At 41.3% G+C, this 23980-nt stretch carries 12 protein-coding genes; 11 read left to right on the top strand and 1 reads right to left on the bottom strand.

Features of this window, described 5'->3' with window-relative positions; genetic code table 11:
• The first annotated feature begins 205 nt into the window (after nt 1-205).
• The 9 genes from WKT03_RS04175 to WKT03_RS04135 all read left to right on the top strand — a co-directional run bounded on the left by WKT03_RS04175 (nt 206) and on the right by WKT03_RS04135 (nt 19989).
• Nucleotides 206-622 (top strand): cytidine deaminase, encoded by a 417-nt coding sequence (locus tag WKT03_RS04175; RefSeq protein WP_340390944.1) that lies wholly within the window; start codon nt 206-208, stop codon nt 620-622.
• Between the two features lie 13 nt (nt 623-635).
• Nucleotides 636-3566 (top strand): insulinase family protein, encoded by a 2931-nt coding sequence (locus WKT03_RS04170; RefSeq protein ID WP_340390943.1) that lies wholly within the window; start codon nt 636-638, stop codon nt 3564-3566.
• Nucleotides 3567-3687: 121 nt separating this feature from the next.
• Nucleotides 3688-4593 carry a GTPase Era gene (gene era / locus WKT03_RS04165; RefSeq protein WP_008402838.1) on the top strand — a complete coding sequence of 302 codons (906 nt, stop codon included), beginning with the start codon at nt 3688-3690 and terminating at the stop codon, nt 4591-4593.
• The gene (recO, locus tag WKT03_RS04160) at nt 4590-5333 is read left to right on the top strand and encodes a DNA repair protein RecO (RefSeq protein ID WP_340390942.1); all 744 of its coding nucleotides are present in this window, start codon (nt 4590-4592) and stop codon (nt 5331-5333) included. Before era ends, recO begins: the two co-directional genes overlap by 4 nt.
• Nucleotides 5334-5397: 64 nt before the next feature.
• On the top strand, nt 5398-6795 hold the full coding sequence (locus tag WKT03_RS04155) for a glycine--tRNA ligase (RefSeq protein WP_021943736.1): 1398 nt from the start codon (nt 5398-5400) through the stop codon (nt 6793-6795).
• Between the two features lie 280 nt (nt 6796-7075).
• A complete protein-coding gene (gene ppdK, locus WKT03_RS04150) occupies nt 7076-9712 on the top strand; it encodes a pyruvate, phosphate dikinase (RefSeq protein ID WP_021943737.1) in 2637 nt (878 codons plus the stop codon).
• A gap of 232 nt (nt 9713-9944) precedes the next feature.
• The gene (locus tag WKT03_RS04145; protein WP_117822722.1) at nt 9945-10889 is read left to right on the top strand and encodes a cation diffusion facilitator family transporter; all 945 of its coding nucleotides are present in this window, start codon (nt 9945-9947) and stop codon (nt 10887-10889) included.
• A gap of 48 nt (nt 10890-10937) precedes the next feature.
• Nucleotides 10938-11840: an SGNH/GDSL hydrolase family protein gene (locus WKT03_RS04140; RefSeq protein WP_340390941.1), complete on the top strand. Its 903-nt coding sequence runs from the start codon at nt 10938-10940 to the stop codon at nt 11838-11840.
• A gap of 511 nt (nt 11841-12351) precedes the next feature.
• Nucleotides 12352-19989, top strand: coding sequence for an InlB B-repeat-containing protein (locus WKT03_RS04135; RefSeq protein ID WP_340390940.1), 7638 nt, complete (start codon nt 12352-12354; stop codon nt 19987-19989).
• A gap of 113 nt (nt 19990-20102) precedes the next feature.
• Here WKT03_RS04135 and WKT03_RS04130 read toward each other — a convergent pair whose 3' ends face one another.
• Nucleotides 20103-20804, bottom strand: coding sequence for a DUF6198 family protein (locus WKT03_RS04130; RefSeq protein ID WP_173788625.1), 702 nt, complete (start codon nt 20802-20804; stop codon nt 20103-20105).
• Between the two features lie 284 nt (nt 20805-21088).
• Between WKT03_RS04130 and WKT03_RS04125 the strand changes: the two genes are divergently transcribed.
• Both WKT03_RS04125 and WKT03_RS04120 read left to right on the top strand, forming a co-directional pair.
• Nucleotides 21089-21997 (top strand): LysR family transcriptional regulator, encoded by a 909-nt coding sequence (locus tag WKT03_RS04125; RefSeq protein ID WP_117784914.1) that lies wholly within the window; start codon nt 21089-21091, stop codon nt 21995-21997.
• Nucleotides 21998-22117: 120 nt separating this feature from the next.
• Nucleotides 22118-23770 carry an alpha-amylase family glycosyl hydrolase gene (locus WKT03_RS04120; protein ID WP_340390939.1) on the top strand — a complete coding sequence of 551 codons (1653 nt, stop codon included), beginning with the start codon at nt 22118-22120 and terminating at the stop codon, nt 23768-23770.
• Nucleotides 23771-23980 lie beyond the last annotated feature (210 nt).

Here is a 23980-nt window from a genome sequence, read left to right as displayed (position 1 = left end):
GCAGCGTATTTTGCTGCCTTATGTACCGCTACATGAGGATAGAATGAGAATGTCTTGTGTAATAATAGGTGAGACCACTGTCAATCTGTTTTGTATAGTTTGCAGTTAGAATACGCCAGAATCGCATTGCAAACACATGGAAAATAGGCTATATTTATGGGTGGTACTGTTAGTTCCATGTAACAGGAAGTAAGAGGAAATTTGTATGAATGAAAACGAGATTTCAGAGATGATTGAGCTTGCGATGCAGGCAAGAACAAAGGCATATGCGCCATATTCGAATTTTCAGGTGGGAGCCTGTGTAAAGATGGAGAATGGAAGTTATTATACAGGATGCAACATAGAGAATGCTTCCTATGGGGCAACAAACTGTGCGGAACGGACGGCTGTTTTTAAGGCAGTCAGTGAAGGGTGTAGAAAGCTGTCTGCGATCGCGATCGTTGGCGGACTAAAGGACGGAGAATGTGACTATACTTATCCATGTGGGATATGCAGACAGGTCATTGCCGAATTTGCCGAACAAGGCTGCGTGATCGTTGTAGCAAAGAACAAACAGGAATATAGGATGTATTCGGTAGAAGAGCTGCTTCCGGAGACATTTCATTTGAATAAAGAAGAATAAAGGAGACATCAGATTGAGAGACTTAAAAGAATTAACAGGGTATGACATCATAACAGAAGAAAAGATCCCTGAAGTAAATGGAACAGGTTATATCTTAAGCCACAAGAAGACAAAGGCCAGAGTGCTTGTAATTGCAAATGATGATGAGAACAAGGTGTTTAATATCGGATTCCGGACACCGCCGTATGATGATTCTGGTATTCCGCATATTCTGGAACATTCGGTGTTATGCGGTTCCAGAAAATATCCGGTAAAAGACCCGTTTGTAGAACTGGCAAAGGGTTCATTAAATACATTCTTAAATGCAATGACATATTCTGATAAGACGGTATATCCAGTTGCAAGCTGTAACGAAAAGGATTTTGAAAATCTTATGGATGTCTATCTGGATGCGGTATTCTATCCGAATATTTATGAACATACAGAGATCATGCGTCAGGAAGGCTGGCATTATGAACTTGAAACTGTAGAAGGGGAACTGATCTATAATGGTGTTGTGTTTAATGAGATGAAGGGCGCATTTTCATCTCCGGAACAGCAGATGTATTCAAAGATTGAAAAACTTCTTCTTGCTGACACACCATACAAGAATGAATCCGGTGGTGATCCTGCAGCGATTCCAACATTAAGTCAGGAACGTTTTCTTGATTTTCACAGAAAGTATTATCATCCGTCAAACAGTTATATTTATCTGTATGGTGATCTTGATATGTATAAAGAACTGGACTATATCGATAAGGAGTATCTCTCAAGCTTTGATTATAGAGAGATTGATTCTGCGATCGCTGTGCAGACAGCCTATGAACAGATGAAGGATGAGAGCTGCTTTTATTCGATCGCAGAAAATGAGAGCGAAGAAAATCAGACATTTTTAACTTATAATATGGTAGTTGGCAGCAGCCTTGATAAGAAGCAGTCCGTTGCCATGAATATACTGGAATACGCAATTATGGACGCTCCGGGCGCACCATTGAAGAAAGCATTAGTAGATGCAGGGATCGGAGAGGATGTCTTTGCTTCCTTTGATGATGGGATCCGGCAGACAATCTTTTCAATCGTAGCAAGAAATGCAAATATGTCCGATAAGGAACGTTTTGTGTCTGTGATCAGGGATACACTGACCGATCTTTCCGGGCATGGAGAAGAAGGAAGGGCGATCGATCGGACTTCGATCGAGGCTGCGATCAATAATTTTGAGTTTAAACATAAGGAAGCAAACTTCGGTAGATTTCCGAAGGGGCTTATGATGGGTCTGGATGCATTTAATACATGGCTGTATGATGATGCATCTGCACTTGAAATGTTTAAGTTAAATGAAGTATATGATGAATTGAAAGAAAGTCTGAAAACCGGATATTTTGAAGAACTGATCTGGGAAAAGCTGGTTCAGAATACCTTTGGTATGATTTTTGTTATGAAGCCGAAGAAGGGGCTTGATAAGGAGAATGATGCAGCAGAGAAGCAGAAGCTTGCAGACTATAAGGCCTCTCTTACGGAAAATGAGCTTGAACAGGTTGTATCAGATACAAAGGAATTAAAATTATATCAGGAGACACCATCTCCGGCAGAGGATATGGAGAAGGTTCCGTTGCTTAATATTTCTGATATCAGAAAAGAGATCCATCCGTTAAAGAATCGTGAGGACAGCATTTATGGTATGCCATTAATATGTCATGATATCTTTACTAACGGAATCGGTTATCTGGAGTTTATATTTGATATCAATGATCTGGATGCAGAGTTTGTTCCATATGCAGAGCTGCTCACCAACATTTTCAAATACGTGGATACAGAGCATTACACATATGGTGAACTGTCCAATCAGATCAATTTCCATACCGGCGGTATCGGATTTTCTACAGGAGCCATGTATAAGGATGGCGGGAAGGATCATCTTTCATTCTTCTCTGTTAAGACAAAGGCCATGTATGACAAGCTTGGAGAAGGTCTGAAGCTGATCGAGGAGATCCTGTTCACATCGAAGCTTTCGGATAAGAAGAGATTGAAAGAGATTATATCGGAAGAAAAGGCCGGACTTAAGACTGATCTGATATCTTCAGGGCATATCACATCTGCAACACGCGCGATGTCGTATGTCTCAGATGTGATGGCATTTAAGGATATGACAGAGGGAATCGGATATTATGATTTCTTACAGGAGCTGGATCAGGATTTTGAGCAGAATGCAGATGCGATCATTGAGAAGCTGCAGACAACGCTTGCCGAGATCCTCAGAAAAGGAGCGGTAACAATCTCTTATACAGGTGACAATGATATCAAGGAATTATTGGGCGCAGATATTGAAGCGTTTGCAAGAAAGTTGTCGACCAGACCTGCTTTTGCAGAAAAACGTGTGATGAAAAAAGCTGTTAAGAACGAAGCCTTTAAGACAGCAAGCCAGGTACAGTATGCGGCTCTCGCAGGAAATTATAAAGAAAAAGGTTTTGAATATACCGGAGCACTGGAAGTCCTACAGGTGATCTTCTCCTATGGATATCTCTGGGAAAATATCCGTGTAAAGGGTGGGGCATATGGAGCTATGTGTTCATTTGCCAGATCAGGAATGGGATATTTTACATCCTACAGAGATCCGAACCTGATGGAGACATATGATATCTATAAGAAGGCAGCAGACTATGTGGCAGGCTTTGATGCAAGCGACAGAGATATGACCAAATATCTGATCGGCGCGATCGCGAAGTTAGATTCTCCAATGACACCATCAGCAGAAGGGGCATTCAGCCAGACCTGTTACTTTGCAGGTATTACAGATGAGCAGCTTCAGAAAGAACGTGATCAGGTGCTTACTGCAAATGTAGAAACGATCCGTTCACTGGCACCTGTGATCCGGGCGATCACAGATGGCGGGGTTATTTGTGCAATCGGTGGGGAAGATAAGATCGAACAGAATCGGGCAAAGTTTAAAGAAGTAAAAGATCTATAGTTTTTACAGAAGTAACGAAAGAAGATATAAGTATATAGATTTGTAAATAGTTCTCCGGCAGGTTACAGAATTCTGTGCCGAATGGAGAACATGAATACATACAGAGTATGGAAGGAGAAGTATGAACGATACATACAAATCAGGATTTGTTGCGATCATAGGAAGACCAAATGTAGGTAAATCCACACTGATGAATCAGTTGATCGGACAGAAGATCGCGATAACGAGCAGTAAGGCGCAGACAACAAGAAACCGTATTCAGACCGTGTATACCTCGGATGAAGGACAGATTGTTTTCCTCGATACACCTGGAATCAACAGGGCCAAGAACAAGCTTGGTGAATATATGTTAAAGGTGGCAGAGGGAACATTAAATGAAGTAGATGTCGTTATGTGGATCGTTGAAGCAACGACATTTATCGGAGCAGGAGAACGGTATATCATTGAACAGTTAGAACGTGTTAAGACCCCGATCATCATTGTGGTAAATAAGATCGATGCGGTAAGTGAAGAAGAAGTATTCAAGGCAATCTCGACCTATAAGGATGCCTGCAGTCATGCGGAGATCGTTCCGGTATCGGCATTAAAGGGAAAGAACAAAGATGAACTGATAAAGACGCTGTTCAAATACCTTCCATACGGACCACAGTTCTATGATGAAGATACGATCACCGATCAGCCGGAGCGACAGATCGTATCCGAACTGATCCGGGAGCAGGCTTTAAGACTTCTGGATAAAGAGATTCCACACGGAATCGCGGTTGTTATTGATTCGATGAAGGAACGTCCGAACGGACGGCTTATGGATATAGATGCAACAATCATCTGTGAGAGGGATTCCCATAAGGGTATTATTATCGGAAAACAGGGCGCAATGCTGAAGAAGATCGGCAGCAATGCAAGGTATGGCATTGAACAGCTATTAGATACACATGTGAATCTGAAGCTTTGGGTAAAGGTGAAGAAGGATTGGCGGGATACCGATACCCTTCTTCGAAATTATGGTTATAAGATGGATGAATCATGAAGGATGAGATAGTATTAAACGGAATCGTGCTTTCCTCCGGCCTTCAGGGAGAATATGACAGACGGCTTGTTATACTGACCAGAGAGCAGGGGAAGGTCACAGCATTTGCAAAGGGAGTCCGACGACCAAGCAGCCAGTTGATTTCAAAGACGCAGCTGTTCGTCATGGGAGCATTTACTGTATATCCGGGAAGAAATGCATATACATTAATCAACGTAGATGCAAAGGAATATTTTCATGAACTGACCTTTGATATGAGCAAATACTGTTACGGATCTTACTTTTGTGAGATGATGTCATATTTTACAAGAGAAGGCGACCGGTCGGCAGATTATCTGAATCTGCTGTTTGTCAGCCTGAATGCATTAAAAAAAGGACTGCTGCCGGTGAAACTGATACGTTGTGTATATGAATTGAAGATCATGGATATCTTTGGACAGGGACTGCAGAGTTTTCACTGCCCGGTCTGTGGAAGCGACAAGCTGACACGGATATTTGATCCCTTATCCGGTGGAATCCTGTGTGAGAACTGCCGGAGCAAGGCTAAGAAAAGTATCCATATATCAGAGGACGCCAGATATGTGCTTCAGTATATTAATGGAGCGACGCTTGGAAATCTGTATAATTTCACGGTTTCAGACAGCGTGCTGGAAGAACTTATGATGATCACAAAGGAATTTCTGGCGGTATATGTAGACCGGAAATTCAATTCTGTAGAAATAATTGAATCCCTGTCTTGAAAAAAACAGGGAGAGAAGGTACAATAACGTACAAATAAAAGATGAAATATAAATGGAGGACATTATGGAAAAGACATTAGACAAGATCGTTGCTTTAGCAAAGAACAGAGGTTTTGTATATCCGGGTTCAGAGATTTATGGTGGACTTGCAAATACATGGGATTACGGTAACCTTGGTGTTGAGTTAAAGAACAATGTAAAAAAGGCTTGGTGGAAAAAGTTCATACAGGAGAATCCATATAATGTAGGTGTTGACTGTGCGATCCTGATGAACCCACAGACATGGGTAGCATCCGGACATCTTGGCGGTTTTGCAGATCCTTTGATGGACTGTAAAGAGTGCCATGAAAGATTCCGTGCAGACAAGCTGATCGAAGACTACATGGCAGAGAATAACATGGAGATCGAAGGTTCCGTTGATGGCTGGTCAAATGAAGAAATGGAGAGCTTTATCGAAGAAAAGAATATCTGCTGTCCTTCATGCGGAAAACATAATTTTACAGGTATCAGACAGTTCAACCTGATGTTCAAGACATTCCAGGGTGTAACAGAGGATGCAAAGAACACAGTATATTTAAGACCTGAGACAGCACAGGGTATCTTTGTAAACTTCAAGAATGTACAGAGAACATCCAGAAAGAAGATCCCGTTTGGTATCGGACAGATCGGTAAGTCATTCCGTAATGAGATCACACCGGGTAACTTTACGTTCCGTACCAGAGAGTTTGAGCAGATGGAGCTGGAATTTTTCTGTGAACCGGGAACAGACCTTGAATGGTTTGATTACTGGAGAAGCTTCTGTATCAACTGGCTAAAAGACCTTGGTATCAAGGATGAAGAGATGCGTGCCCGTGATCATTCACCGGAAGAGCTTTGCTTCTACAGCAAGGGAACAACAGATATAGAGTTCTTATTCCCATTTGGATGGGGCGAGCTTTGGGGTATCGCAGACAGAACGGATTACGATCTGACTCAGCATCAGACTGTATCCGGCGAACCGATGGATTACTTTGATGATGAGAAGAAAGAGAAATACATTCCATATGTTATCGAACCATCACTTGGTGCTGATCGTGTAACACTTGCATTCCTTTGTGCTGCATATGATGAAGAAAATATCGGAACAGAGGAGAAGCCGGATGTAAGAACTGTATTACATTTCCATCCTGCACTTGCACCTGTTAAGATCGGTGTCCTTCCACTGAGCAAGAAACTCGGCGAGGGAGCAGAAAAGGTATATGCTGAATTATGCAAATACTACAACTGTGAATACGACGACAGAGGAAATATCGGTAAGCGTTACAGAAGACAGGATGAGATCGGAACTCCGTTCTGTGTAACTTATGATTTTGATTCAGAAGAAGATGGTGCTGTAACTGTCCGTGACAGAGATACCATGGAGCAGGAAAGAGTAAAGATCGAAGATCTGAAGGCATATTTTGAGAAGAAATTTGAATATTAATCAGATGAAATGAATCAATATCTCGGATTAGAGTACCCGGTTGATCGAATCTGAAAAATAAAAGGGACATTTGACGGAAAAGAACATTATCCGGCGGATGTCTCTTTCTTTTTGAAAAAGATTCCGGAATATGCGGTTAAAAAGAGAAAAAAATTGAAAAAAGTGGTTTAATATTATTAGGTCATATGATATAATCACGTCAGAGTGGTGGGAAAATTCTGCCCTAAAGCAGGCTTTTTTCAGCATATATTTAATTAGATACGTAGGAGGTAATAAACAAATGGCAAACAAGTGGGTTTATATGTTTAGCGAAGGCGACATGACCATGCGTAATCTTCTCGGTGGTAAGGGTGCAAACCTTGCAGAGATGACAACAATTGGTCTTCCAGTTCCACAGGGTTTCACAATCACAACAGAGGCTTGTACTCAGTACTATGAAGATGGTCGTAAGATCAACGACGAGATCATGGCACAGGCTATGGAAGGTGTTAAGAAGATGGAGGAGATCAACGGCAAGAAGTTCGGAGATCTTGAGAATCCATTATTAGTATCAGTTCGTTCAGGTGCTAGAGCATCTATGCCAGGTATGATGGATACAATCCTTAACCTTGGTTTAAATGACGAAGTTGTTGCTGCAATGATCGCACACAACCCAGATCCAGCATTCGAGCGTTTCGTATATGATTCTTACAGACGTTTCATTCAGATGTTCTCAGACGTTGTTATGGAAGTTGGTAAGAAGTACTTTGAGCAGCTCATCGATAAGATGAAAGAAGAGAAGGGTGTTAAGTTCGACGTAGAACTTACAGCAGCTGATCTTAAGACTCTTGCAGAGCAGTTCAAGGCTGAATACAAGAACCAGTTAGGAACAGATTTCCCTTCAGACCCAGTTGAGCAGTTAAAGTTAGCTATCGAAGCTGTATTCCGTTCATGGGACAACCCACGTGCAAACGTATACAGAAGAGATAACGATATCCCTTATTCATGGGGTACAGCAGTTAACGTAATGCCTATGGTATTCGGTAACTTAAATAATGAATCTGGTACAGGTGTTGCATTTACTCGTGACCCTGCAACAGGTGAGAAGAAGCTTATGGGTGAGTTCCTTATCAATGCACAGGGCGAAGACGTAGTTGCCGGTGTTCGTACACCAATGCCAATCGCTCAGATGGAGCAGGAATTCCCAGAAGCATATGCAGAATTCCTTAAGGTATGTGAGACTCTTGAGAATCACTACCATGATATGCAGGATATGGAGTTCACAGTTGAGAACAAGAAGCTTTACATGCTTCAGTGTAGAAATGGTAAGAGAACAGCTCAGGCAGCTCTTCAGATCGCTTGTGACCTTGTTGATGAAGGACATAAGACAGAGGAAGAAGCAGTTGCAATGATCGATCCTCGTAACCTTGATACACTTCTTCACCCACAGTTTGATGCAGCAGCTCTTAAGGCAGCTACACCAATGGGCAAGGGACTTGGTGCTTCACCGGGTGCTGCTTGTGGTAAGATCGTATTTACAGCTGACGATGCAGAAACATGGGCAGCTAAGGGCGAGAAGGTTGTTCTTGTACGTCTTGAGACATCACCAGAAGATATCACAGGTATGAAGTCAGCACAGGGTATCTTAACAGTTCGTGGTGGTATGACATCACATGCTGCTGTAGTTGCTCGTGGTATGGGTACTTGTTGTGTATCAGGTTGTGGCGATATCATCATGGATGAAGAGAACAAGAAGTTCACACTTGCAGGCAAAGAGTTCCATGAGGGAGATTTCATCTCAATCGATGGTACAACAGGTAACATTTACGATGGAGTTATTAAGACAGTTGATGCTTCAATCGCAGGTACATTCGGTCGTGTTATGGCATGGGCTGATAAGTACAGAACACTTAAGGTTAGAACAAATGCTGATACACCGGCAGATGCTAAGAAGGCTCGTGAGCTTGGTGCAGAAGGTATCGGTCTTTGCCGTACAGAGCATATGTTCTTTGATCCAGAAAGAATCGCAGCATTCCGTGAGATGATCTGCTCAGATACAGTAGAAGAAAGAGAAGAAGCTCTTAATAAGATCCTTCCATATCAGCAGGGAGATTTCAAGGCTCTTTACGAAGCACTTGAAGGTAACCCGGTTACTATCAGATTCCTGGATCCACCTCTTCATGAGTTCGTTCCTACAGAGGAAGCAGATATTGAGAAGCTTGCAAAGGCTAAGAATAAGTCAGTAGAAGAGATCAAGGCACTTTGTAACTCACTTCATGAGTTCAACCCTATGATGGGTCACAGAGGATGTCGTCTTGCTGTAACATATCCAGAAATTGCTAAGATGCAGACAAAGGCTGTTATCCGTGCAGCTATCGAAGTTCAGAAAGAGCATCCAGATTGGAATGTTGAGCCAGAAATCATGATTCCACTTGTATGTGAAGTTAAAGAGCTTAAGTATGTTAAGAAGGTAGTAGTTGAGACAGCTGATGCTGAGATCGCTGCTGCTGGTGTTGAGCTTAAGTACGAAGTTGGTACAATGATCGAGATCCCAAGAGCTGCTCTTACAGCTGATGAGATCGCTAAGGAAGCTGACTTCTTCTGTTTCGGTACTAACGACCTTACACAGATGACATTTGGTTTCTCAAGAGATGATGCCGGTAAGTTCTTAAATGCTTACTATGATGCTAAGATCTTCGAGAATGATCCATTTGCTAAGCTTGATCAGACTGGTGTTGGTAAGCTCATGGATATGGCTGTTAAACTTGGTAAGCCAGTTAATCCAAAGCTTCATATCGGTATCTGTGGTGAGCACGGTGGAGATCCTTCATCTGTTGAATTCTGCCACAAGATTGGTCTTGATTATGTATCATGTTCACCATTCCGTGTACCTATCGCTAGACTTGCTGCTGCTCAGGCTGCAATCGCTAACAAATAATAGACTGCACGAAAACGTGAATTATAATAGTCAATAATAAAAAGTCTCTGTTACTGTTATATTGCAGTAACAGGGGCTTTTTGTCAGTTAATAATTAAAATTATATGTTTGCATATAATTGTGAACGGTACAAAGAATTCCATTTGGTGTATGCCGGGCGGGATTTTTGTGTTATAGTGGTAGTTGTGAGATTGAAGAATAGAAAAAGATGAAAGTAAGAAAGAGAAAACAGATGAAGACAGATAATAGTGCGAAAAAAGTGAACAGTGTAAAGAAAGAACGTAGGGAAAAGAAAGAGAAACTGACGATTGAAAAGAGAATATTACAACTATCATTTTTTGGAAGTGTATTGTTTATAGTAGCGGAAGGTGTGATGGCATGGTTTACCCATTCCCATTCTTTGTGGACTGATTGTTTGTTTGATGCAGCGGATTTAGTGATGATCGGACCGTTTCTGGTGCTTGTGCCCCTGCTTTATAAACCGGTGACAGAGAAGCATCCATATGGATATGCGCAGGTAGAATCGTTGTTTTTACTGGTAAAGTACAGTGTATTATTAGCACTTACCTGCAATCTAATGGTTGAAAATATAAAGCTATTATTACATGGTGGACATGAAGTTGATGCCGGCAGTATTGCTATATTTGAATTGCTTGTATGTCTTGGCTGTGCAGGCATGTATCTGTTGCTTGGTCATTACAGTAAAAAGTATGAGTCTACGACGATCAAAGCTGAGCTTTATATGTGGAAGCTTGATGTTATAAGCAGTATGGGAGTAGCCGTAGCATTTGCAGTTCAGATGATATTGTTTACAACGAGATTTCGGTTTCTGACGCCGTATATTGATCCTGCAGTAGCTGTAATTATGGCACTGCTCCTTATAAAAGAACCGGTAAAGGAGATTTTCCAGAGTATTAAAAATCTGATTTTATTTGCGCCGGAGGAAGATGTCTTAAATCAGATACGTGGAATCGTGGATAAACATATGAATGATTATCCCTATGAGGTTACATTCTTAGATGTTATCCAGACCGGACGGAAGCTTTGGGTTGAAGTATATATTGGAAATAAAACAGACGTCATACATATCAGCATTCTGCATCGTGTCCGGGATGAGATCAAGCAAGAACTGAAATACAAATACGATCAGGTATATATAGAGATTATACCGGATTAGGATAAAATGAAAGATTTCAAGTTATTATATAAAACAGAGGTGATCGATATGAAGAAATGGAAGGCTGCCGGACTGATCACAGTAGCCGGGGCATGTGTTATTGCAATCGTCTGGGGATTGCATGGTCGTACAAAGAATAATGCAAAATTGTTGCAGTTAGATGAGCAGGTATCGGATGATTCTGTTATATATGTTGCATTGGGAGATTCGATTACATATGGATATTCATTAGAACATGCTGAGAATGAACGATTTTCTGCAAGGATTGCTGCTTATATGAAACAACAGGGGATGCAGGTTGTCGAATGTAATCAAGGTGTAAATGGTCAGCTCAGTGGCGACATGTGGCAAAATATCAAAAAAGACAAGGTAGATCTGTTAGACCATGCTGATTATGTAACATTTTGCATTGGTACGAATGATGCACTTCTTCCGTTTGAATTCTTTGTTATGCAATACGAAGATTATTTTTATGGATATTCTGGTGCAGGAGATGATTCTCTGCTTTGGGGAAAAATTAACAAAAAGACATTTATCCGGGACTTTGAGGAGGCAGACCGGTCTGCGGAAGATAATCTGAATCGGTTTTATAATAATCTTTCAGATAGTATAGATTTGATTCGTAAGGATTCACCGGATTGCCGGATTGCAATCATGACATTATATAATCCATATCGTAATATGGATTATGAAATATCGGCAGGAGGGATAACGGTCAATATCGGCCAGTATGCAGAAGAAAAGATCAGTCAGGCAAATACAATCATTCGTACAGTATGTAAAGAAAAGAATGTTGTACTGGCAGATTGCTATGAAGCATTTGCTTCCTCAAATGATATTGTGCTTAATAATCAGAATGCAGAAAATTATATAGATCCAGATGATCATCCAACAGCAGTTGGACAGCAGTTAATCGCAGATGTATTTATAGAAGCATTGTTTACAAAGTAAGATGTAATCAGGCACAATATTTACTTACAAAGTAAGATGTAATCAGAAGGCAGCATTTATTTACCAGGTAAAATGGAAATAGAATAGCATTCATTCATAATAGAACAGCAGTTTAATGAATAAAAAATAGAATAGTTGGAGCACATAATAAGACATTTTCGTATGATGTTACAGTTTAAGATATGTCCGAAATTTGGGATATATTTTTATAAGGATATCATATGAAAATGTCTTTTTTTGAAGCAAGAGGGATATAATTTATGATTTGATCCGACAATATTTGCATAACATTATGCGTTTTAAATTGTATTCGCTTCTAATAAACTAACGCAAATTGTCAGAATAAATACACATATTGTGTTTGCAAGATGAATATATTTATAAAATGCATCTATTTTTCTTTCTTTTTAGAAAATATTTCGATATAATTATTATGTAACTGGAGGTTTGGATGCAGAGACAGCATTCAGAAACAAGAATAACATTTATGTAAGAAAGGGATGATGAGAACATGAACAGAAAATGGGGAAAGAAATGGATGGCAGCAATGCTTTCAATTTCGATGGTGATCGGTATGTTTCCTGGGGTTGGAAATCCGGTCAGAGTTCTTGCGGATGAGCCGCCGGGGCAGGCGGTCACGCAGGCAGATACCTCAAATGCAGATAACAGCGGAAAGGATAAATATGGATTTAATCTGACGACACCAAGTTCATTTAATGCAAATGACGGTGAAAATCCATACGGTTCCGGCTATTCTGCATTTAATGAAAAGATGGAAGCATTTTTATGGTATCGATCCAGTGGAAAGAACCGAAATGCTGAGACGTATAACTATACGAAAAGCTCGGATATCAAGGGCTATTATGTTGGACCGGATTCGAAACGGAACAACAATGGATTTATGCAGAGCCGTACAGCATCCGGCGCAGCTGATGTCAAGTATGTAAATGTAGACGGTTATGATCCGTATGGAACCGGCCGTGATAATATGGTTGCACTTGTTGGCGCATCACTGGGAAAAGATCCGCAGCTTGTTGTAGCAAGATACAGTGCATCCGGTAAAGGTCAGGAATTAAGAAAGACCTTCAGCCTTGGATCGGGTGATGATAATGACTGGCTTCGGGATAATCAGTTGGAAAAATACAGTGCCTATAAGAATTATTTTACATTAAAGGCAGGAGATTTTGATGGTGATGGAGATGAAGATATCGCAGTCTATGTTCCAAAACGTGGAGATCCGTATATTATGATCCTGGACGGAATCACCTTATCGCCGATCAGTGATAATATTCCGGTTCGTAGTTTTATGGGAAATACCGGAGCGGATATGGCAGGTAAATTTACCAATAATGGTAAGACAGCAAGAGCAACAATCAACATGTCGATAGAAACTTCGGATATCAATCGGGATGGTAAAGATGAGATCCTTCTGGTTGGTTCCTATTCGAATATCCACGATGACAGTGATGGAAAGAAGCTGCAGCAGAGAAGCTCTGTATTTGCCTGTTATAAGGTAGAGAACAAGAAACCACAGCAGATGAATAAGTATGTAATGGATAAGGATACATGCAGTGTATATATACGTTACGCATCTGTAGCAGCAGGTGATATTGATTTTGATGGCTTCCCGGAAGTTGTAGTTGCCGGTGTATACAGTGATAATGATGGCCCGGATGGAGATAAATCCGGTTCAAATAAAAAGTATATGCTGGTAACATTGAAATACGATCCAAATGAAGATGTGGAGACATTAATTCCATCCGGCGGAAACGTAATGGATATGTGTAATTTTGTAAATGCAGGCTTTGATAAAGATGATAATGTGCATCCGCTTCCTGCATTGACCTGTGCGGCAGTAAACGGAAGAAATGATGCGGAGCAGGTTTTCTTAGATGGTGTTTTCTGGAAGTTTGAAAATGAATCATGGAAAAAGGACTATACAGCCAAGGTATGTCAGAGCAGTGATAAAGGAATCGGCGGTTATATCATATCCGATACCTGGGTAGACGGATGTGTGGCAGGAAACTTTGATGAAAATGATCTGGGAATTGAGCAGGTTTTATATACGACCGGATATAAGCAACAGAGCTTTAACCGGTACTTTTACCGGGTGAACATGTCCGGTAAGGAACAGAACAAGAATTCATCAACCGGTATCTGTACACCGGGCAGTTACTTTGATTCAAGTTCAAATGAGCTGGTGCGGCATGTCGGTATGAGTGATTTCCCTTGCCTGGCGATTGCAGCAGTTGATGCGGATAAAGATACAGATGTATTTACCTTTAAGAGCAAGAAATATACATACAGTAATGTAGATATTCTGGCTATATTACAGGCTGCTCCATATTTTGGAGAGCTTCAGGATAATTATTATAATGGCAATATCGGAGAAACCTTATATGGTAAGCTATCCGGACAAGGAACGGTAACCAGTAAGACGAAGATGGCATCCATCGGAGCATATGCATCATTTTCCATCGGTTCTTCAGCATTGCAGTTCCATACGGAGGCGTCCTATACCCATGACTGGGAGTGGTCGTATGAGGATGAGCTTTCCCATGAGTATTCGATTAGTTTTGAAAATGATGGTACGAAGAATCAGGTAGTACTTTATCGAACGCCGGTTATATTGTATGAATATGTCATCACACCGGCGAATGGAAGTGCATCGTATACCATGGAGGTCGGAGTGCAGCAGCAGCCGGTCTATTCGACCATGGATGTAGATACCTTTAACCGATTTGCAGAAAGTGATGAAACTCTGCAGAATAAGGTAATTACGAAGGATATTCTGTCCAGTACGCCGGGATGTCCGGATACCTATGCGACCAGTTCACTTGGAATGAAGGGGTTTGTTGGCTATCCGAACTGGGTAGAGATCAATAATAAGGTCAATGACCAGACAACGGTAGCTATGAATATTACGAACAATACACAGAGCAGTAAAACAATGACCCAGACGAACAGCTTCGAACTGACACTTGGTGTAGAAGGTGAGATAGATGCCAAAGTGGCGAAGATGAATTATGGCGGTGGTGTCAAGCTTGGCGGTGGCTGGGGCTCCGGTAAGACAACATTTGATTATTCATCAGTATCAAAGGAAGGCGTGGTAGCTTACCCGCCAGCGACGGATTCCCAGTACAGCTTCAGTACAAAATTTGGTATCTGGCAGGCAAAACTTGGCGACAACAATGTTCCGATCCTTGGCTTTGTTGTAAAGAATGTCGAACAGCCGCCATCTCCACCGGAAGATATCAGTGTGGATACAGTGACCGCGGATTATGTAACGCTTGCATGGGAAAGTGGTTATAAGAAGGCAGAGAAATATGAGATCTATCAGGTATTTAATGATGGTATTACAACCAATAAATACAGCCTGTTAGATACGATCAGCGGTGACAGTTCTTCTTACACCTATGATGGACTGAAACCATCGACGGAATATGAATTTGCACTTCGTTCAGTTGGAACAAACAGCGGAGGCGAGACTGTATACTCCGAATACACACCGGAGGTATCCGTTCATACACTGGCTGACAGTGAGAAACCGGATATCTTAAGCATGACAAGTGTACAGAGAGTTGTTGTCGGCGGTAATGCGAGCTTTGTGATCGATGCACTTCCGTCTGCAAATGCAAAAGGCGGTCTGTCCTATGCATGGCAGGTTCGAAAAGCAGGTTCGGTCAACTGGGTAAACCTGACTGACAAAGAAGCTTCCGGTATAAATGGAAGTACATTGAAGTTAAATGGTATCACAGAGGATATGGATGGCAATTCTTATCGATGCGTTCTTTCTGAGCTGATAAAGGGTGTGCGGTTATATGCATATGGAGCTCCGGGTATCCTGCATGTTGGAAGGGCTGACAGTATGATGACAGCAACGATTAGCAATACACAGTCCGACAGTGCGAATAAGGGAACCAATACAGCATTTGGACAGTACACACAGACACGGACGGTTACGAATGAACGTACGGTATCGAAGACTGTAGCGGTTATGATCGGAACACAGAAGGAGACATTTGTCCAGTATAAGAATGGTGCAGTGGCATCCGCTGTATATCCGGATGCAGTAATACCGGAATTTATCTATTTTGACAGCCAGACAAATGAATGGTATGTACTGGAAGGATATAATGAGACAGCAGGAACAGCAACTGCAAAGGTGAAATTAAATGAAGTAATACCAAATGTATTCCAGAGTGGAACAACCGGTGATGCAGCCGCTCTCTGGAATGGAGTTGATGCAGATACAATAAAGCCTGTGACAGAACAGGTGACAGAGACTGCAGCGGGCAAGACTTATTATGCATATACAGCAGTAACAGCCGATGGTGAGATATTGTTGTACAGCACAGATGCTATGTCAGAAGCAGTTACACAGTGGTATCAGTTGGAACAGGGTACAGATGGAGCAATTACAGCAAAAGCGTATGCCGGTACTGTTCAGTCCTATGTGCCTGCTTATGCCGGATATAAAGAAGAATCTGCTGGCACTACAAATCAGCAGTATATCGAGGTTGATGGAACAACCTGGTATCTGTACTGGCCGGAGGCATACGAAGGAAATAATGCTTATATCATGTATGCAAAATCCGCCGAAGCAGATCGGACTGCGGATGAGACGTATTATTACAAGACTGAGCAGACGGTAACAGATGAGAACCAGCAGGAGCAGATCATTACAACATTTAATGAATTAAAGATCGCTACGGATGATGCCTTTTCTCTTATGGGAAGTGGAGCATCTAAGCAGTATGGTGTTACCCCTGGGGAGGTTGTTACCGTAAATGAAACATATGATACACAGGTTGAAGATATCATAAAGGGAGATCAGACAACGGTTCAGATCCATGTTGCAGAGGCAGTTACATCTTCTGTCAATATCGATAAAACAGGAATTGTAAATGTAAACTTCTTCAATAACCGGACCGGTTCTATTCGTGATATATCAACCGATGTAGATAAGAATGGTAATGCTTCTGTTGTATGGAATCCGGAAGAAGCCGGAGATTATACGGTAACTGTATCTTATGGAGGAAATACATCATTATATCCTACTGATACACAGACTGTTTATTATGTAGTAGATCGTACGGATAATACGGTATACGTTCTTTCCGGAAACAATGCGGAATATGGCAATACCATTAAGTTAGAAGTCAGACAGGGAAAACGGGAAAACGATACATCCGGCAATATAACGACAGAACCGCTTGCAGCAGATGCTTCTGTATCTTATCAGGTATCCTATGTGGATGGAGAGGATAAGGTTGTAACGGAAAATATAGCCAGCAATACATTTACTCCAAAATGGCCGGGACAGCATACATTTGTTGCGACGATAACCAGACAGAACGGTACCAGTCAGACCAAATCATATGCGATGAAGATGCTTACCGTAAGCAAACGGCCGATCGTTATTACTGCTCCATCAAAGGATGGTATATCAGAGGATGACATGGCAGATAAAGTATTAAGCCTGTCAGATGTTGTTGTAAAATATGCGGGTGATGACACAGAATCCGGTATCCTGGATTCAGATGCAGCTAAATATAAACTGTCGGATCTGATGACAATAGAGGCTGAGCCGAAGTTAGATGAAAATTCGACAGCAGGTGTTTACCAGACCGGAATCGCATGGCTTACAGTTGGAACCGAAGAAGACAGTGAGTATATAGATTTGGTAAAAGAATTCCTGAAGAAATATAACGTCACTCTGAACAGAGGAAAATATCAGATCGTATCGAACCAGTATACAGTCCGATATGAGTCTGATGGCAAGGGAACGATAAAAGGATATTGTGGAGACTCCAAAGAGCCATTTGCATCCGGAACCGGATTAGCAGATCAGAGCAAGGTATCCTTTAAAGCAATTCCAAAGGATAATTATAAGGTCAAAGCATGGAAGGTAACAGGAAGTGATGGAAAAGATCTGGTTCTCGGAACTGATTATGTGGTAAATGGAGATACATTGATCATTTCAGCATTGAGCAGCAGTGTTCATGTCAGTGTATCCTTTGCAGCAAAGACCTACCAGTTGAATTACGATCAGCCGGAAAACGGAAGTCTTCAGGCATATTATGTAAAGGCCGGAAGCTATGGAAGCAAGATCGATACAGGTGAGACCGTCCTTACGGGAAAGAGTATCCTGCTTCAGGCGGTTCCAGATGAGAATTATGTCGTAAAACAGTGGACGGTTTCTCATGGTGGTTCAGCAAAGATCCAGAAAAATACTGACGGAAGTATCTTTGCCGGAACAGAGATCACACTCGATAATGTGGAGACAGATACTGTTGTGGCCGTTGAATTTGAACCGGTAGAGACATATTCATTTGAGACAGAAGTGATCGCAGAAGATCCGGATACATCGGTTGCAGGCTGTAAGATCAATGTCTCAGAACAGGTTCAGGATGGCAAGGCAGCAAAGGGATCAACGGTGACACTTACAGCAGATCTTCCGGAATCCGTTACTGTATCAGAATGGAGAATCTATACAGATGATATACATTATACAGTTGCAGCAACCGGAGGAGATCAGTATGTAGTATCCAACGTCCAGAAGAACATGAAGATCAAGTTGGTTGTCAATATGTTCCAGATGGAAACACTTCATTTTGAAGCGGTAAATGAACAGGGACAGCAGGTAGATGATGTTGTTACGGCATGGAGCGATTCAGTGCAGATCAGCAATGATACAAAGATCGTAAAGAATCTGCCGGTTGTTATGAAAGCAGATGTACCGGAGCAGTATCAGATCTCTGCGTGGAAGCTGTTTATCGGTTCAGAAGAACAGACGATCGCAACCGGAAAGGATGCGAAGGAAGGTTCATTTAACAGTGTAAACAAATCCATGCGTGTTGTACTCGTTCTGCTTGATCGTCCAACTGTCACATATAACAGTGATAATAACGGAACACTGGAGTGTGATGTTGTATCCGGTGGTTATATTGACAGATACCACACAGAGGATATCGTTATGACAGCAGCACCGAAGACCGGATATGAAGTGGATCAGATCACAGTAATGATGGATGGTGCAGCTTACAGTGATATGACGGTTTCTGATATAGAAAATACAGACAATAAGCAGATCAAGATTCAGGCACCAGATACAGGCTTTGAGAAAAATGTAGAGGTTGCAGTTACTTATAAGGAGATTCCAAAGGTAGAACTTCAGTATGAGCTGGTATCAGCAGATGGAGCAAAGACAGGAACAATAGCTGTTCATGTGGATCGCAAAAAACAGAATGATCTTATGCAGGATGTATCCGCCGGATCCGGTAGTCTTGAAGTATATCGGGACAGCACGGTTACAATGACAGCATCGGTGATCGCTGGCTACGAGATCAATGCATGGAGTATGAATGGTACAGATATCACAGCAGATGTCCGTACGAACAATACAGATCTGAGCAAACTGGTATGTACCGTTGATGAGAAGCTGTTACAGAATGCACCGATTAAGATCATGGTAACGGTTGTTAAGACGCCGGAGCCTCCGTTAGAACCGGAAAAACCGGTTGTAGAGGAACTGACTAAGAAGCAGATTGAGAAGAATTCACAGACACTTTCCAGCAAACAGAAGGTTGCATGGACACAGAAGGGAATCCAACTGACCTGGAAAGCTGTTAAGGGGGCACAGGGATATGATGTCTATGCAGCTCCATGTAACAGAAAGAAGCTGACTGTTGTTAAGACGATTTCAGGTGCAAAGAAGAACGCAACAGTACTGAGTAAGTATAAAGGCAAGAGTCTGAACCGGAAGCAGTCATACAGAGTCCGTGTCAAGGCATATCGTATTGTAAATGGGAAGAAGCAGTATATTGCTACAGGATTGACCCTCCATATCGCAGGGCCGAAGAACAAGACATATACAAATGTAAAGAAGATTCAGTGCAAGAAGACAGAGTATACCTTAAAGAAAGGTAAAACAGCAAAGATAACAACTAAGCTTATCTTACAGGATAACAAGAAGAAACTGTTATCCAAAGGGCATGGTGCTAAGCTTCGCTACAGCAGTACCAATAAAGCGGTTGCTGTTGTAACGGCAAAGGGTACGATCCGTGCAAAGAAAAAAGGAACCTGTTATATCTATGTTACTGCATTAAATGGAGTAAATAAACGGGTGAAGGTCACAGTAAAATAAAACTGCAAATTTAAGTTAAAAAAATTCCATGGCGGGGTAACACAGGAGCTTTCCGGCTCCCTGTTATCCCATTCATGGAATTTTATTTTTGTTTAAAATATTTATATAAAAATCTAGTTCTTTCTGGACAGATAGGTGACAAAGATCATATATTTATCAATGATCTGTCCGGCGATAGCAATACCTTTTCCCATTGTAAAAGCTGCCAATATAGTTCCGATCCCAAGACCTTTGATATGACCGAGAAAGAAGCCTGTCATACAGGCAGTTGTAAGCAGACAGATGACGTCAAAAGAAATCTTAACGATTGAATATTTCTTCTTTATGATCTGCGACAGCTCGCGTGGAAAAAGATCGGTAGGAACGATTGGCAGACCGCAACGGTTGGAAAGTGCGATACCGATACAGATCAGCACATAACTAATTATAAAATAAAGAATCCGGTATCCGATAGCGGTTGGAAGAATGTTGATCCACATTTCATGGACATCAAGCAGTTTCCCGAAGAAAAAACCAACGATAAAACTGCACAGATATTGAGGGACAAATTTCTTCCGTAAAATCATCAGGGTGAGAACCAGAAGTCCCTGAAAGATGTAGGTCCAAGTACCTAAGCTGAGCTTTGGGAGCACCTCGGAAAAGGCGTAAGGAACACTGGAAATCGCAGAAATCCCTGCACCGGAATATAACATCAGAACGACTGCGAAGCTGTTTATGCATACGGCAACGATCAAAGCTATTTCACCATACACGATATGCCGAGTCATATGAGCATCTGTTTCTTGGATGATATGGTTTTGTATATATATATTCATTTTAAAGCTGCATCCTTTCATTTGTTTTTATCATATCGATATGTATAATGGATTATTTCGGTATTATATGTAAGCGGATTTGCTTCATTTTTATATGCCTTTCACGGTTTCGTATTGTAACACTCCATGCAAATGATAACAAATGAATAGTTTTTATAATTCTATAGATATTGTCTATATAAAATCTATGAGTATAATATAAATAATGGATTCAAATATAAATTTTTTGGATGAAAACAGAAAATGAATCGAACATCAAAAGTCAGATAGAAAGAGGTAAACGGATGAATTTATTTTATATACGATATTTCGTGGAACTGGCAAAGGAACAGCAGTACACGAAGGCAGCAAAGAATCTGAACATCACACAGCCGAGTTTAAGCCATGCGATTCACCAGTTAGAAGAAGAACTTGGGGTATTATTATTTGAAAAGACAGGACGTAACACTGTACTTACGAGGTATGGAGAAGAATTTCTGGTCTATGCGGAGAATACGATCCGGACGCTCGATCAGGGCATTCGTCTGATGCAGAAGGCAGCACATGGAGAAGGTGTCATAAGATTAGGGTTTGTCCGACCGCTTGGTATGGACTTTGTTCCGGGATTGGCTGATGATTATAGGAAAAGGTTACAGGATGAAATGGTTCAGTTTTCATTTCATACAGGAACAACACATGAGTTAGTAAATGGACTGAAAGAGAAACAGTACGATATTATATTCTGTTCCAGACCGGTGGATGAAAGCGGTCTGTCTGTTCTTCCGGTTGGCAGACAGGATCTTGTCGTAATCACCCCGGAGGGGCACCCGCTCGCAGAAGAGAAAAATGTAGATCTTGCGGATACATTAAAATATCCGCAGATTTATTTTGCGGAAGGTTCCGGTATGCGGGATGTGATAAACGAATTATATAGCTTGATAGGTGAGACACCGCAGATTGCTTATGAGACAGAAGAAGATGAAGTAATTGCCGGCCTTGTAGCGCATAACTTTGGAATTGCTGTTGTTCCTTATATGAAGCTCTTAGAACGGCTTACGGTAAAAATCCTGAAGCTAAGAAAGCCCCGGGCAGACCGGATGTATTATATGGTCTGTGACGCGACTGCTTATAAGCCTCCCTGTGTACAGAGTTTTTATGATTATGTGTCGGGAAAAAATGAAATGCAGGAAGATAAATTTATATGGAATATATAGGAAATCGGAATTTGCATAAAAGTTTCGCGTATACGACAGGTTTGTGGTATAATTTTACATGAGTGATATGTATGGCTTTTTGCAATATGTATACAAAAATGATAAAAGGAGATAAAGACTATGGCATGGTATGACAGCGCAGTATTTTATCATATTTACCCACTTGGATTGTGTGGATGTCCACATGATAACAATGGAGAGACAGGAGCACATTTTGACAAGTTAAATGAATGGGCGGAGCATGCGAAGCGGATCGGATGCAATGCGATTTATATAGGACCGTTATTTGAATCCGGTTCTCATGGATATGATACAACCGATTATCGGCTGGTAGACAGACGACTTGGAACAAATGATGACTTCAAGCAGTTCGTAAAGAACTGTCATGCAAATGATGTAAAGGTCATCGTAGATGGTGTATTTAATCATACAGGCAGAGATTTCTTTGCATTTCAGGATATAAAGCAGAACCGGGAGAATTCCAGATACAAGGATTGGTACTGCAATGTGAATTTCTGGGGTAACAACGAATATAACGATGGATTTTCCTATGATAACTGGGGCGGATATAATCTGCTTGCGAAATTAAACCTCTGGAATCCGGAAGTGAAGAATTATCATCTTGAAACCGTAAAGTTCTGGGTCGATGAATTTGATATTGATGGAATCCGTCTGGATGCTGCGGACGTACTTGATTTTGGCTTTATGAAAGAATTACGTTCCTTCTGCAATGGATTAAAGCCGGATTTCTGGCTGATGGGCGAGGTTATTCATGGAGATTATTCGAGATGGGCAAATAACGATATGCTCCATTCCGTAACAAATTATGAACTGCATAAGGGCTTGTATTCCGGACATAACGACCATAACTATTTTGAGATTGCACATACGATCAAGCGTTTAAATGGCATTGTAGGTGATAAGAAGTTATATACCTTCTGTGATAACCACGATGTAGCAAGAATCTACAGTAAATTAAATAACAAGGCGCATATGTACAATGTAGCGATCCTCGTATATACCGTACCGGGAATTCCGTCAATCTATTACGGTTCTGAATTCGGTATACCGGGCAATAAGGAGAATGGTTCAGACTGGAATCTGCGTCCGGATCTGAATCTGGCTGATTTTAATGAAAAAGATGAGCTCCCTGCATTGTATACAACACTTGGACATCTGAAACAGAGATTTCCGGAATTGACCTATGGAGACTACCGGGAATTGTATCTGACGACCGGACAGTTTGCATTTGCAAGATGTCTGGATGGACGTGCAGTTGTAACAGCATTGAATAATGCAGATAACGGTGCACACATGGAGATCAATCTGCCAATTGGTGCAAATAAAGCAGTCAACCTCCTGACGATCGATCAGATAACAGAAGTACAGGAGGATACCTGTACAGATGATGTAACAGCAAAGGCATGGGGAAATGCACGAAATGAGCTGCTTGATAAAGCCGGTCAGTTGGTCGGAGCCTCCGGTGAGATCCGCTATAAGGCAGAGGATATCCGTAAGGCATTAGAAGCACTGGAAACAGGCGCAGACTTCGGACAGGCAGTATGGAATCTGTTTGGAAATCTGAATGATACCATGAACAACATGCATCGTGTGATCGGCGAATTCGAACAGACTATGCATAAGCAGGAGAGAAACTCTGTAGCCGCAGGCGGTGACTGTACAGGCGGAGAAAGCCTTGAGATCCGCGATGGGAAGCTGATCGTAGACCTCCCGGCAAACAAGGGTGTTGTCGTATATTTAACCAATGAATAATATATAATTTGCCTACATTTTACTTATAGTAATGAAAATTACTATGAGAAGATGGTATTAAGTATTTTGTATAATATTTTATTAGAGAAATTTATAGACAGAAAAAGTCCATCAGACTTGTTTTTTGAATGAGCAAGTCTGATGGACTTTTTTGTCACAAAAATTTATGCATAAAGAATAAGAGCTATGCGTAGAATATTAAGATTGCAT

Source organism: Coprococcus sp. HCN-4056 (genome assembly GCF_037892645.1).
Lineage (GTDB): Bacteria > Bacillota > Clostridia > Lachnospirales > Lachnospiraceae > Coprococcus > Coprococcus ammoniilyticus.
This window is presented reverse-complemented; position numbering and strand designations above follow the sequence as displayed.

Coding starts and splice junctions, on each gene's coding strand:
- WKT03_RS04125 (WP_117784914.1), top strand. CDS start 21,089: ATGAATTTATTTTATATACGATATTTCGTGGAACTGGCAAAGGAACAG.
- recO (WP_340390942.1), top strand. CDS start 4,590: ATGAAGGATGAGATAGTATTAAACGGAATCGTGCTTTCCTCCGGCCTT.
- WKT03_RS04120 (WP_340390939.1), top strand. CDS start 22,118: ATGGCATGGTATGACAGCGCAGTATTTTATCATATTTACCCACTTGGA.
- WKT03_RS04140 (WP_340390941.1), top strand. CDS start 10,938: ATGAAGAAATGGAAGGCTGCCGGACTGATCACAGTAGCCGGGGCATGT.
- ppdK (WP_021943737.1), top strand. CDS start 7,076: ATGGCAAACAAGTGGGTTTATATGTTTAGCGAAGGCGACATGACCATG.
- WKT03_RS04135 (WP_340390940.1), top strand. CDS start 12,352: ATGAACAGAAAATGGGGAAAGAAATGGATGGCAGCAATGCTTTCAATT.
- WKT03_RS04175 (WP_340390944.1), top strand. CDS start 206: ATGAATGAAAACGAGATTTCAGAGATGATTGAGCTTGCGATGCAGGCA.
- era (WP_008402838.1), top strand. CDS start 3,688: ATGAACGATACATACAAATCAGGATTTGTTGCGATCATAGGAAGACCA.
- WKT03_RS04145 (WP_117822722.1), top strand. CDS start 9,945: ATGAAGACAGATAATAGTGCGAAAAAAGTGAACAGTGTAAAGAAAGAA.
- WKT03_RS04130 (WP_173788625.1), bottom strand. CDS start 20,804: ATGAATATATATATACAAAACCATATCATCCAAGAAACAGATGCTCAT.
- WKT03_RS04155 (WP_021943736.1), top strand. CDS start 5,398: ATGGAAAAGACATTAGACAAGATCGTTGCTTTAGCAAAGAACAGAGGT.